The sequence below is a fragment of the Roseobacter phycocola genome (genome assembly GCF_042055075.2).
Taxonomy (GTDB): domain Bacteria; phylum Pseudomonadota; class Alphaproteobacteria; order Rhodobacterales; family Rhodobacteraceae; genus Roseobacter.
This window is the reverse complement of record NZ_CP194010.1, coordinates 1004971-1017652: the sequence shown is the minus strand read 5'-3', so window position 1 is coordinate 1017652 and position 12682 is coordinate 1004971. Positions and strand designations below refer to the sequence as shown.

The window sequence follows — 12682 nt, the reverse complement described above, 5'->3', positions numbered from 1 at the left end:
CCTCAGATCACCAGAACCAGCAGCAGGATTGACGCGACGAGCACGGCCATCCCGGACAACTCGCGCATTGTGCTGCGCTCTCCGAAGAAGAGCACCGAGGCCATCAGGCTGAAGATCAGCTCCACCTGTCCCACTGCTTTGACATAGGCCGCCGTCTGCAGGGTAAAGGCCAGAAACCAGCCGAATGATCCGCCCATGGACATGATCCCGACCCACACCGCCACGCGGCGCGCGCCCCAGACAGCGCCCAATTGCGGACGGTCCCGCAGCCAGAGCCAGGCCGCCATGCCCAGCATCTGCGACCCCGTTACAGCCGCCAGCGTGACGGCGGCGCGCAGCACCGGGTCTGCCGCATCCAGCTCCAGCGACGCGCCCCGGTAAGACACGGCAGACACAGCAAAAAGAATGCCCGCTCCCAGCCCCAGCGCCACCCCCCGGTTGAACATTTCCGCCATGCCCAGCCCTTTGACCTGCGGCGGTGTCGACAGCAGCAGAACACCAACGAGCCCGAGCGCAATTGCCGCAAACGCCGCAGCGCTCACCCCTTCTCCCAGCAGGATCAGCCCGACGATGACCGACAGGATCACCTCGGTTTTCATCAGGGTGACCCCCACCGCGAAACTGCGGGACTTAAACAGCGTGACGACGAAAATCGTCGCTGTGATCTGTGCCAGCCCACCGGCAAAAACAAAGCCCCAGAACGCGGGCGACAGCGCGGGCAAGGCCTGGCCTGTCACAAACAGATAGATCGCGGTCAGCACGGCAATCACCGGGGCGGAGTAGAGAAACCGCGAAAACGTGGCACCCGCCGGGCTCAGAACCGCCGTCGACAGAACTTTCTGCAGCATAAACCGCAGGGTCTGAAATCCGGCGGCAGCGATGGCTGCAATCACCCAGAGACTGGCAAATTCTGTCGTCATGCGCCGGTCATGACCGAAATCGGCGGCAGTTGCCAGTGCCTGTCAGAGGCGCGGGTCCGGGTTTTCCGTGTGACCGTCCACAGCGATCACCTGGCCTGTGACGCTGCGCGCCGCCTCCGAGCCCAGAAAAACCGCCATATCGGCAATGTCCTGCGCCTCGACGAAGCGGCGCATAGACGTTCCCTGCGCGTAGCCATTGTACACCTCGTCCCGCGTCATGCCTTTGGCGGCGGCCTCACGCGCCAGGACCCCTTCCATCCGCTCGCCCTCCACCGCACCGGGGCAGATCGCATTGGCCCGCACCCCGAACGGGCCCAGCTCCATCGCCAGTGTTTTCATGAACCCGATGATCCCCCATTTCGCCGCCGCATAGGGCGCGCGGTTCGGATACCCGTAAAGACCAGCGGTAGAGGACGTCAGAACAATGGCACCACGCCCAGCAGTCTTCATCGCCGGAATGGCATGTTTACAGGTCAGAAAAGCACCCTCAAGGTTGACAGAAACGCAATTTTTCCATTGCGTTACATCCGTCTCTTCAACCCGGTTTGTTGGCCCCGCCACACCCGCATTGGCACAGACAACATCCAGCGCGCCCATTGGGGCAATAATGTCCCGCATTGCGGCCTCGTCAGTGACGTCTGCCTGATAACAGGCCCAGGTATCCGGGCACGTGGCCAGAACTGTGGCATCCACATCTGTGACCGCCACAGCATATCCGGCGGCGTCAAAGGCCTCGCCCATGGCGCGCCCGATGCCCGAGGCGCCCGCAGTGATCAGTACGTGCTTCATCCGGGCGTCCGGATGGACGCACCGGCCCCTTCCGGCAGCGGCAGACCTGCCTGTGCATCGGCAAACCGGCGCAAGGCGGCATCCACCGCTGGCCCTGCCGGTGCCGACCGCCGCGTGCCGAGATCAACGTGCAGCAGGAAATGTTCCCCGGTGGCCAGCAGCCGCTCTCCTTCGACCATTTCGTGCCAGAGGTGCATCTTCTTGCCGCCCCCCGCCAGCACGCGCGTCCTGACCGTGATCACGGCGCCCGCGTGCACCTCGTCGATATGGCGGATATGGGTTTCGGCGGTGAAATAGCTGCCGCCCGCCTCGATATAGGCCGCATCGCATCCGATCAGCTCCATGAACCGGTCCGTGGCCAGGCCAAAAGCATCCAGATAGCGGGCCTCGTTCATGTGACCGTTGTAATCCGTCCAGTCGAGCGGCACGGCGCGGTGAACGGTCACCACCGGCTGGGCCGCATCCTCAATATCCTCCGCCCGTGCCGCCAGGACAGTGCCCGCGCGCAACTGTTCCTCATGGGCATTCAGCAGCGCCCCCGCCCCCTGGTCCTGCGCCTTGAGCGCGCGCATCATCGCCACAAGGTTGTTGTCGCGGATGCGCTCCAGAGCCCGGATGCTGTGATGACCGGACTGCGCGTCAGACTGATCCGCAATCAGGTCCACCAACTCATCGGTAAACTCCGGCACATCCATCAGGCGCGTCCAGGGCCACTTCAGCGCGGGCCCGAACTGTGCCATGAAATGGCGCATCCCCGCCTCGCCGCCCGCCACCCGGTAGGTCTCAAACAGACCCATCTGCGCCCAGCGGATACCAAAGCCATAGCGGATCGCATTGTCGATCTCTTCGGTTGTGGCAACGCCGTCGCGCACCAGCCAGAGCGCCTCGCGCCAGACCGCCTCCAGAAAACGGTCGGCCACATGGGCGTCGATTTCCTTGCGAATGTGCAGAGGGTACATGCCCAGACCGGTGAGCACCTCTTTTGCCCGCCCGATCAGATCAGCACCCGCAGCTTCGGACGGCACCAGCTCCACCAGGGGCAGCAGGTAGACCGGATTGAACGGGTGGCAGACCATGATCGCACCAGGGTGTGCCGCGCCCTCTGCGAGTTCGGATGGTTTGAACCCGGATGTCGAGGACCCGATGATCACGTCGCCACCGGTCACGGCCTGGATGCGTCCGTAAACATCCAGTTTGATCTGCAGCCGTTCAGGCACGCTCTCCTGCACCCAGTCCACACCTTCGACCGCATCCTCAATGCTGTCGCAGAAGGTCAGCGTCCCTTCTGCCGGCAATGCCGCATCGCTCAGCCCCGGATAGGACCGGCGGGCATTGTTCAGTACGGCGGCGATTTTGCGCTCCGCTTCCGGGTCCGGATCCGATACCCGCACATCCCAGCCGTTCAGCAGAAAGCGCGCGGCCCAGCCGCCGCCGATCACACCCCCGCCGATGATTGCAGCCGTTTTCGTCATTGTTCCCCCCGCGGCAGCGCCGCCAGATTGTATCCGTTGAATTCCATAATCTCGCGCGCCGCTGCCAGCCTGTCGCCGCGCAGATCCGGCGTGCGGTTCAGGATCCAGCCCATCTCGCCGCCGGGTGTGCCGACGGTCGCCGTGCGCGCGTCTTCGTCCATCCACATGACCCACAGGGCGCGCTCTGCTGTGTCCAGATCAGAACTGCCCGCCCGCAGCACCCCGCGCGGATTGACCTCCAGCGGCACGTCCAGCGCGGTGTCCACACCACAGCGCACCGTCAGCCGCTCGGGTGCCTGCGCCGTTGCCGCCTCCCAGGTCTGGCCGGCACAGGCCGGAAAGAGCGCGCTGGGATAGGCTTCGATCACATGCCAGCGGCCGGAAAACGCCGCCGGGGTAAAACGTGTGGTCGCCGTTATGGGCACGCCCGTGTCGCGAAATCCAGGCGCAGGCACCGGGGCGCAGCCCGCCACGAGCGCGGCACAAAGGTAAAGCGCCCCCAAAGAGACCGCGCGCCGCGCACCGACGTTATACCGACGTTTTACCGACGTGATACCGACCGCCCCACCGACGCTGGTTTTCATGAACGGGGCGCCCGTTTTGTGAGCCCGAGTTTTTCGCGGACCTCGGCCGCACCAATGACACGCGCGCCCATGTTTTCGATGATCGTTCCCGCCCGTTCCACCAGCTGCCAGTTCTCCGCCAGAACGCCCTTTTCCAGCCACAGGTTGTCTTCCAGCCCGACGCGCACATTGCCCCCGGCCAGAACCGCCGCCGCGACATAGGCCATCTGATTGCGTCCCAGCGCAAAGGCAGAAAAGGTCCAGTCGTCCGGCACATTGTTCACCATCGCCATGAAGGTATTCAGATCATCCGGCGCGCCCCAGGGGACCCCCATGCAAAGCTGAACAAGTGCTGGCGCATCCAGCACGCCGTCCTTAACCAGTTGTTTTGCATACCACAAATGCCCGGTGTCAAAGGCCTCGATCTCCGGCTTCACGCCCAATTCCGTCATCATCCGCCCCATCGCCGTCAGCATGCCGGGCGTGTTCGTCATCACGTAATCCGCTTCCGCAAAATTCATCGTCCCGCAGTCGAGGGTGCAGATTTCCGGCAGGCATTCAGCCACATGCGCCACACGCGCCGTGGCCCCGATCATATCTGTGCCCGCCTCCTGCAGCGGCAGGGGCTGTTCGGGATTTCCGAACACCATGTCACCGCCCATACCCGCCGTAAGATTGAGCACCACATCGACATCCGCGTCGCGCACCCGGTCGGTAACCTCCCGATAATACTCAATATTTCTGCTGGGCGCGCCGGTCTCGGGGTCGCGTACGTGGCAGTGCACGATTGCCGCACCGGCTTTGGCGGCGGCGACCGCACTGTCAGCAATTTCTTTAGGTGAACGCGGCACATGCGGGCTGCGGTCCTGCGTGCCGCCCGACCCGGTCACAGCACAGGTGATAAACACATCTTTGTTCATGGTCAGCGGCATCTGAATTCTCCCTTGCTCCACGGGTGACGATGCCGCAAAAGAGCACTGATCACTTCACAAAATGCGAACCTGAATTGACGTATTCCGCAGAAATCGCCCGGGTCGGCATCGTCGTCCTCGACGACAGCAACACACTTTCGCTCGCCGCGGCAGCGGATCCTCTGCGGGCGGCAAACCGTCAGGCGGGGCGCATGCTCTACCGGTGGCAGTTCCTGACGCCCGGACCTGGCGATGTGGTGCTGACCAGTGGTCTGGCGATCCCGGAGCGGCCTGTTGCCGGTGCGGATCCTGTCGACCTGCTGATCGTGGTGGCCGGGTTTGCGCTGGAGCCGCAAGCAACGCCCGCTCTGGGGGCTGCGCTGCGGCGGCTGGCGGGTGGCGCGCGCTGGGTTGCAGGCATCGACGGCGGCCCCTGGATGCTGGCCCGCGCGGGTCTTTTGGACGGACACCGGGCCACGACACACTGGGAGGATCTGGAGCCATTTGCCCGTCGGTTCCCCGAGATCACAGTTGAAAACGCCCGGTTCGTGGCGGATGGCGCTGTGCTGACAAGCGGCGGGGCCGCGCCGGCCATTGAAATGATGCTGCATCTGATCGGTGCCGAACATGGCGCTGATCTCGCGGCACAGGTGGCCGGCAGCTTTATCTATGAGCCGCCGGTGCAGCCGGCACGGCCGCAACGGCGCAAGGGCCTGCCCGCGGGTGCCTCACAGGTAACGGTCAGAGTGCACGCCCTGATGGAGGCGCGGACCGAAGACCCGATGCGCCTGCCTGACATCGCGCGCGCGATCGGCATCAGCCCCCGCGCGCTTCAGATGCGGTTCCGCAGGGATCTGGGCACAACGCCGCAGGCGCACTATCTGTCGCTGCGGCTTGGCGAGGCGGAACGCCTGCTGCGCGATACGGAAACGCCTGTCCAGGACATCGCTCTGGCCACCGGGTTTTCCTCGCAATCAGCCTTTGCGCGCGCCTTTGCGGCCTGGGCCGGTCAGAGCGCCAGCAGCTACAGAACGAGCTTCAGACGTGCTCAGTAAGGCATCGGGTGCTGGCGGTGTGCCGCGTCGATGTCCTGCAGCACCTCATCGCTGAGGGTCATATCCACCGCACCGAGGCAGGTTTCCAGCTGCTCCATCGTTGTCGCGCCAAAGATGATGGAGCCCATGAACGGACGGGTCCGGCACCAGGCCAGCGACATCTGCGTCAGGTCAAGACCGTGTTTGTCAGCGACCGCCCTGTAGGCGGCCACAGCCTCAAACGCACGGTCGGTGCGGCGACCGCCCAGCTCCGGGCTCAGGGACATGCGGGAGCCATCAGGTACCTGACCATCCTGGTATTTGCCTGTCAGAAGGCCGGTTGCGAGCGGCGAGAAGGCCAGCAGAGAGACATCTTCCTGGATGCTCATTTCGGCCATATCCGTGTCGTAAAGCCGGCAGAGCAGCGAATATTCGTTCTGCACAGAGGCCACCCGGGGCCAGCCGTTGCGCTCGGCAATATCGATCCAGCGGGTGGTGCCCCAGGCGCTTTCATTGCTGAGACCAAAGGACCGGATGGTGCCGCGTTTCACTTCTTTTTCAAGTGCTTCCAACGCGTCTTCCATGTGGGAGACGGTATCCAGAAGCAGCTGCCCCGACGGGTCATACGTCCAGTTCTTGCGGAACATATAGCTGCCCCGGTTGGGCCAGTGGAACTGATAAAGGTCAATGTAATCCGTCTTCAGCCGCCGCAGCGATCCCTCGATGGTCTCCGGGATGGTCTGCGACGAGATCGGTGCGCCATCGCGGACGGCGGCCATGCCCTCGCCCGAATGTTTGGTCGCCAGAATGACATCCTCGCGCCGCTCGGTTTTTTCAAACCAAAGGCCGATGATGCGTTCGGTCCGGCCGATCGTTTCCGCTTTGATCGGATTGACCGGATACATCTCAGCGGTGTCGATGAAATTTATGCCGGCATCCAGCGCACGGTCGATCTGTTCGTGGCCTTCCTCAGCCGAGTTCTGCGATCCCCAGGTCATGGATCCCAGGCAGAATTCGGAAACAGAAATGCCTGTGCGGCCCAGCTCGTTCATCTTCATCGTTATGTTCCTTGTCTTTCCGGGCGCGACTGTAATGCGCGCAGCCCTGCGGGCAACCCGGTTTTTGCATGACCCGGCCAGCGGCACTGTTCCGGGGAAGGAAAAGAAGTATTGAGAACAAAAAGAGAACATATATACTGGCCCCATGCCTGTTGCCCACCCTCTTCTCGCCCGTCGCCCCGCCCGCCCGACTGCCAGCCTGCCACTGATGGGGAATGCGCCCGATCTGCAGCTGGCAAAGGCGCGTGTGCACGAGGCCTGTGGCACCGCCCGCCGCACGATGGCGGTCTGGCTGGCGGCGCGCGCCACCGGGCCGGTGATCTGGATCAGCCCGGCCTGGGCGCAGGACCAGCTGAACGCGGACGGGCTGCGGGACTGGATTGACCCTGCCCGCCTGATCTTTGTGCGGCCCCGCCGGGCGGAGGATGTGCTCTGGACCATGGAAGAAGTGCTGCGCGCCGGGGCGGTCGCACTTGCCGTGGCAGACCTGCCCGGCCTGCCGGGGCTGACCCAGGTGCGCCGGATGCATCTGGCAGCCGAGACCGGTGCCGCAGAGGGCCAGCATGCCCCCACCGGGCTGCTGCTGACCCCCGGCAACGGCGGTGCCGCCGGGGTGGAGACGCGCTGGCATCTGGCGCCGGATCATGCGGCGGGCCCGGAGGGCTGGCGGCTGGAGCGGTTACGGGCGCGCACCGCCCCGCGGCGCAGCTGGCAGATCGCCCGCAACAACACAGACAGGGCGCTCTGCATCAAAACGGCGTGACACCACTGGACGCTCCCCTCTTCATGCTACCATGTGATCAGCGAAAGGGGGGCCTGCCCCATGATAAAACTGACACGCCGCGCAACAATTGCGGGGGCCCTCGCGGCCTGGGCCACAGCGGCCCGGAGCGCGCCACAACCCTATGAGCTGCTGCAGGAGCAGTCTTCGGTCACCTTCACCTTCCTCGTGAACGGCACCGCCCAGACCGGCCGTGTGCCCGTCAGCACCGCTGATATCCGCGTGGATCTGGCCAACCTCGCGCGGTCCTCTGCAAAGGTCACCGCCGACATCCGTCGCGCCCGCACCGGGTTTGCGCTCGTCACTCAGGCCCTTCTGAGCGCATCTGTGCTGGATGCCGGCACACATCCCATCGTCTCTTTTACCTCCACCCGCATCCGTCTCGGCGCACAGGGGCGCATTTCCGAAGGCGCCCGGATCGAGGGGGATCTGACACTGCGCGGCGTCACGGCGCCTCTGAGCCTCGACGCCACCCTGAGCCGGCCTGCAGGCTCTGCCCCTGACGATCTTTCGGAGCTTTACGTCGATCTGAAAGGCTCCCTCAGCCGGAACACCTGGGGTGCTGCCGGATACCCGGATCTGGTCGCCGATGAGGTGCGTATCGACATTCATGCAGAAATCCGGGCCCGCGCATAAAAACGACACGGATTTTGTCGAATAACCACAAGGTCAACGTGTAAAACAGGCAGATGGTGCCCGTGTTATGCGCCTGCTGATTTCCTTTGCCGCCCTCTTTCTCTCTGTCATTCTGCTGCAGCTGTCGTCGGGCGGCGTTGGTCCGCTTGATGCGCTCTCCGGTATCACGCTCGGTTTCACACGTCAGGAAATCGGCCTGCTCGGCTCCGCGCATTTCTTAGGCTTTTTCATAGGCTGCTGGTGGGCGCCCCGCCTGATGGGCGGGGTTGGCCATTCACGCGCTTTTGCCGCGTTCACAGCCGCTGGTGCCATCGGGCTGATGAGCCATATGGTGGTCGTCGACCCCATCGCCTGGGCCGTCATGCGTGTGGCCTCCGGGCTTTGCGTTGCGGGCTGCTACACCGTGGTCGAGGCTTGGCTGCAGGCCAAGGTCACCAATGAAACGCGCGGCCGGACCATGGGTGTCTACCGCGTCGTCGATATGACCGGTTCCTTCGCCGCCCAGATGGTGATCAGCGTTCTGGAACCCGCGTCCTACGTCTCTTACAACCTGCTGGCCATTGTCTGCTGCGCGGCTCTGCTGCCACTGACCCTGACGCGCGTACCGCAGCCCGAAACGCCGTCCTCTCCCCGCCTGCGCCCCGGCCTTGCCTATCACCGCTCCCCGCTGGCGGCCGCGGCAGTGCTGGTGGCTGCCCTGTCGAGCGCATCCTTCCGCATGGTCGGCCCGCTTTACGGTGAGGAAGTCGGGCTGAGCACGCCGCAGATCGCCTGGTTCCTGTCGGCCTTTGTTCTGGGCGGGGCACTGGCCCAGTACCCGATGGGCTGGCTGGCAGACAAATATGACCGCCGATACGTGCTTGTCTGGCTCTCCATTGCCGCTGTCGGCAGCTCGGCGGTCACAATCTTCTCGGCCGGTCTGGGCACCACGGGCATCATGCTGACTGCGGGGCTCTTCGGGCTGACCACCTTCCCGATCTATTCGGTGGCAGCCGCCCACGCCCATGATTTTGCGGACGACAGTGAACGTGTGGAACTCTCTGCAGCGCTGATGTTCTGGTACGCCATGGGTGCCATTGCGGCGCCGTGGTTCGCCTCGCTGCTGATCGATGCCTTCGGACCGGCGGCCCTCTTTGTGATGATCGCACTGGGGCACATTCTGCTGGTTGTCTTTGGTCTCGCCCGGATGCGGGCGCGCCCCGCCCCGGCAGACAGAACGCGCTACACCTATGTGCCGCGCACCTCCTTTACCATCGGTCGCCTGACCAGCCGCTTCCGGACAGGCAACAGCAATCCCGCCGATCCGCCTGCAGATCAGAAATAGCGTGGTCCTCCGCGAAAAGCTGAGGTAGACGGGGCGCAACGCTCCAGAAGTACGGGACAGCCCCATGGCACGCCACCTGATCACATCCGCTATTCCCTACATCAACGGGATCAAACACCTTGGCAATCTCGTGGGCAGTCAGCTGCCTGCGGACCTTTATGCGCGCTACCTGCGCGCCCGGGGGCACGAAGTGCTGTTTCTCTGCGCCACGGACGAGCACGGCACGCCCGCCGAACTGGCCGCCGCCAAGGCGGGCAAGCCGGTTGCAGAATACTGCGCCGAGATGCATGGCGTACAATCCCAAATTGCAGACGGGTTTGGTCTGTCCTTTGATCATTTTGGCCGTTCGTCCAGCCCACAGAACCACGCGCTGACCCAGCATTTCGCCGGTCGTCTGGCAGAGGCCGGCCACATCAGCGAGGTCAGCGAGAAACAGGTCTATTCCAATGCAGACGGACGGTTTCTGCCGGACCGCTATATCGAAGGCACCTGCCCCAACTGCGGATACGACAAAGCCCGCGGCGACCAGTGTGAAAACTGCACCAAACAGCTCGACCCCACCGATCTGATCGAACCGCGCTCTGCCATTTCCGGCTCAACCGACCTGGAAGTACGCGAAACAAAACACCTTTATCTGCGTCAGTCGCAGATGAAGGACCAGCTTGATGCCTGGATCGACAGCAAAACGGACTGGCCCGTGCTGACCACATCCATCGCCAAAAAATGGCTGCATGACGGGGACGGTCTGCGCGACCGTGGAATCACACGCGACCTCAACTGGGGCATTCCGGTGCGCCGCGGCGACGCGGACTGGCCGGGGATGGAAGGCAAGGTGTTCTACGTCTGGTTCGACGCCCCCATCGAATACATCGCATGTGCGGGAGAATGGGCCGAAGCCAACGGCCTGAGCAACGCGGACTGGGAACGCTGGTGGCGTACGGACAAGGGCGCAGATGACGTGCGCTATACCCAGTTCATGGGCAAGGACAACGTGCCCTTCCACACGCTGAGCTTCCCCGCCACGCTGATCGGATCGGGCGAGCCGTGGAAAATGGTCGATCACCTGAAATCGTTCAACTATCTGAACTATGATGGCGGCCAGTTCTCGACATCGCAGGGACGCGGGATCTTCATGGACCAGGCGCTCGACATTCTGCCGGCGGACTACTGGCGCTGGTGGCTGCTGAGCCACGCGCCCGAAAGCAGCGATTCAGAGTTTACATGGGAAAATTTCCAGCAGTCGGTCAACAAGGACCTGGCGGATGTGCTGGGCAATTTTGTCAGCCGCATCACCAAATTCTGCCGGTCGAAGTTCGGCGAAGCTGTGCCCGATGGCGGCAGCTTTGGTCCGGTTGAGGAAGCGCTGATCAGCGATCTGACAGATATGCTCGCGCGGTACGAGACCGCCATGGAGCAGATGGAAGTGCGCAAATCCGCAACCGAACTGCGGGCCATCTGGGCGCGCGGCAACGAATACCTGCAGTCCGTTGCACCCTGGACCGTGTTCAAAACCGACCCTGAAACAGCGGCGGCACAGACCCGGCTGGGGCTGAACCTGGCGCGGCTTTTTGCCGTTCTGTCGTCCCCCTTCGTGCCCACCGCATCGGACAAAATCCTGACTGCTCTGAATGCCTCTGACAGTGAATGGCCCGGCGACGTTGGCGCATTTCTTCAGGAACTGGCACCCGGTCATGGTTTTGATGTGCCCGAAGTGCTCTTTGCCAAGATCACGGACGATCAGGCAGAGGAATGGAGCACCCGTTTCGCAGGTGTGCACAGCTGATCCGGCGGCATCGCCGCAGACGCGGCGGCCTGTACTGCCTGGTCCTGCAAAAAGAATCGTAAGGCCTGATGCATCGGGGCGGGACAAATCAGGACAGTGTTCGCACTCGTCATTCCTGCGGAACGACTGCCGCCCGGAGCCAAAGTCAAAAGAAGCACGTTTCTGACGAAACGTCTGTGGTACCCGCGGCCGGGCTCGAACCGGCACGGCATTTCTGCCTGGAGATTTTAAGTCTCCTGTGTCTACCATTCCACCACGCGGGCCTGCGTCGCACCATAGCGCCAGCATCCCGGGTGTAAACGGTCAGATGTCCTTTCCGGGCACTGCCAGCGGCCCGCCTTCGTTCAGCAGAAAGCGCTCGGACAGCCAGGGGTTGTTTTCAAGCGCCAGCAACAGTTCCGCACGGGCCTCTGCGGTGCGCCCCATGTTCATCAGGGTCAGCGCCTTTCCGGACCGCGCACCCACATGATCGGGCGACAGCGCCAGGGCCAGATCGAGATCGGTCAGCGCCTTTTCATAGTCCTCGCGCAGAAAATGCACGAATGCGCGCTGATTGAAACCTTCGGCATAGAGCGGACAGTATTCGGCAAGCCGGTCGAACTCTTTTATCGCACCGACGAAATCAAAGCCCGAGCGGAACCGCATGCCACGGTCCAGCACCTCCTGCGCCGTCTCATCGGGCGCGCGCAGCCAGACCTGCCACATCCGCGCAGCGGCGGCCTGCCCCTCGGCATCGTTTTTTGCATTGCGGGCGTCTTCGAAAAGCGCCTGCATTTCAGCGGTGATGTCCTGAGGCGCGGGACAGGAGGCCATGGCGCCCCCGGCCGTCAGGCACAATACAGTCACGAGTGTTTTCATATCGAATATCCTGGGGCGGTCCGGCGCTGCGTCAAGTCGTGTCAGACAGCATCGTTTCCTTCACGGCCTCCATCGCCACATAGGTCGATGTGTTGGCAACATGCGGCAGGCCGGAAATCGTGTCCCCCAGAAAACGACGGTAGGACGACATATCACGCGTCCGCACCTTGAGAAGATAGTCAAAGCTGCCAGCAATCATATGTGCCTGTTCGATCTCCGGCACGCGTGCAACGGCCTGATTAAAGGCCGAAAGTGCCGTTTCGCGCGTATCGCTCAGACGCACCTCGACAAAGGCGACGTGATCAAGCCCGAGCTGGATCGGATCGAGCAGCGCGCGGTAGCCGATAATGACGCCGGCTTCTTCAAGGCGTCTCAGACGCGCCTGGGTCGGCGATTTGGACAGACCGATGCGGCGGGCAAGATCCGTGATGCTGATCCGCCCGTCCTCTGCCAGAACCGTCAGAATCGACCGGTCAAAGCGATCAAGCGCTACCTTATCAGTTTTCTCGTTTTTACCCGCTAACTTCACAGTCTTTCCTTCCGAAGTATCGAT

General features: G+C 63.2%; 13 protein-coding genes and 1 tRNA gene. 5 read left to right on the top strand and 9 right to left on the bottom strand.

Annotation, left to right across the window (positions count from 1 at the left end; translation table 11 throughout):
• Positions 1 to 2 precede the first annotated feature (2 nt).
• From AB4K19_RS04885 to AB4K19_RS04865, 5 genes are read right to left on the bottom strand one after another with little or no spacing between them, the layout of a single operon-like run.
• Positions 3 to 920, bottom strand: coding sequence for an EamA family transporter (locus AB4K19_RS04885; protein ID WP_375230794.1), 918 nt, complete (start codon positions 918 to 920; stop codon positions 3 to 5).
• A 42-nt stretch (positions 921 to 962) separates the two neighbouring features.
• Positions 963 to 1709, bottom strand: coding sequence for an SDR family oxidoreductase (locus AB4K19_RS04880; protein WP_375230793.1), 747 nt, complete (start codon positions 1707 to 1709; stop codon positions 963 to 965).
• A complete protein-coding gene (locus AB4K19_RS04875; protein WP_375230792.1) occupies positions 1706 to 3181 on the bottom strand; it encodes a carnitine 3-dehydrogenase in 1476 nt (491 codons plus the stop codon). Before AB4K19_RS04875 ends, AB4K19_RS04880 begins: the two co-directional genes overlap by 4 nt.
• Positions 3178 to 3765 carry a lipocalin family protein gene (locus tag AB4K19_RS04870; protein ID WP_375230791.1) on the bottom strand — a complete coding sequence of 196 codons (588 nt, stop codon included), beginning with the start codon at positions 3763 to 3765 and terminating at the stop codon, positions 3178 to 3180. The genes AB4K19_RS04875 and AB4K19_RS04870 overlap by 4 nt, the downstream gene beginning before the upstream one ends.
• Entirely contained in the window at positions 3762 to 4676 is a 915-nt protein-coding gene (locus AB4K19_RS04865; protein WP_375230790.1) for a 3-keto-5-aminohexanoate cleavage protein, read from the bottom strand. The genes AB4K19_RS04870 and AB4K19_RS04865 overlap by 4 nt, the downstream gene beginning before the upstream one ends.
• Before the next feature lie 74 nt (positions 4677 to 4750).
• Between AB4K19_RS04865 and AB4K19_RS04860 the strand changes: the two genes are divergently transcribed.
• Positions 4751 to 5710 carry a GlxA family transcriptional regulator gene (locus AB4K19_RS04860; RefSeq protein WP_375230789.1) on the top strand — a complete coding sequence of 320 codons (960 nt, stop codon included), beginning with the start codon at positions 4751 to 4753 and terminating at the stop codon, positions 5708 to 5710.
• On the opposite strand, the gene AB4K19_RS04855 is transcribed toward AB4K19_RS04860, so the two are convergent.
• On the bottom strand, positions 5704 to 6747 hold the full coding sequence (locus tag AB4K19_RS04855) for an aldo/keto reductase (protein WP_375230788.1): 1044 nt from the start codon (positions 6745 to 6747) through the stop codon (positions 5704 to 5706). The genes AB4K19_RS04860 and AB4K19_RS04855 overlap by 7 nt on opposite strands.
• Before the next feature lie 145 nt (positions 6748 to 6892).
• On the opposite strand from AB4K19_RS04855, the gene AB4K19_RS04850 reads away from it, so the two are divergent.
• The 4 genes from AB4K19_RS04850 to metG all read left to right on the top strand — a co-directional run bounded on the left by AB4K19_RS04850 (position 6893) and on the right by metG (position 11271).
• On the top strand, positions 6893 to 7510 hold the full coding sequence (locus tag AB4K19_RS04850) for an ImuA family protein (protein ID WP_436399250.1): 618 nt from the start codon (positions 6893 to 6895) through the stop codon (positions 7508 to 7510).
• Positions 7511 to 7570: 60 nt separating this feature from the next.
• Complete coding sequence (locus AB4K19_RS04845) at positions 7571 to 8164, top strand: YceI family protein (RefSeq protein ID WP_375230786.1); 594 nt, start codon at positions 7571 to 7573, stop codon at positions 8162 to 8164.
• A 67-nt stretch (positions 8165 to 8231) separates the two neighbouring features.
• Entirely contained in the window at positions 8232 to 9488 is a 1257-nt protein-coding gene (locus AB4K19_RS04840) for an MFS transporter (RefSeq protein ID WP_375230785.1), read from the top strand.
• 64 nt (positions 9489 to 9552) lie between these two features.
• Positions 9553 to 11271 carry a methionine--tRNA ligase gene (metG, locus tag AB4K19_RS04835; RefSeq protein WP_375230784.1) on the top strand — a complete coding sequence of 573 codons (1719 nt, stop codon included), beginning with the start codon at positions 9553 to 9555 and terminating at the stop codon, positions 11269 to 11271.
• Between the two features lie 177 nt (positions 11272 to 11448).
• Here metG and AB4K19_RS04830 read toward each other — a convergent pair.
• From AB4K19_RS04830 to AB4K19_RS04820, 3 genes are all read right to left on the bottom strand, one after another.
• Positions 11449 to 11534 (bottom strand) — tRNA-Leu (locus tag AB4K19_RS04830).
• Between the two features lie 40 nt (positions 11535 to 11574).
• Positions 11575 to 12129, bottom strand: a complete 555-nt coding sequence (locus AB4K19_RS04825; RefSeq protein ID WP_375230783.1) for a tetratricopeptide repeat protein — start codon at positions 12127 to 12129, stop codon at positions 11575 to 11577.
• A gap of 31 nt (positions 12130 to 12160) precedes the next feature.
• Positions 12161 to 12658 carry an Lrp/AsnC family transcriptional regulator gene (locus AB4K19_RS04820; RefSeq protein WP_375230782.1) on the bottom strand — a complete coding sequence of 166 codons (498 nt, stop codon included), beginning with the start codon at positions 12656 to 12658 and terminating at the stop codon, positions 12161 to 12163.
• Between the last annotated feature and the right edge of the window lie 24 nt (positions 12659 to 12682).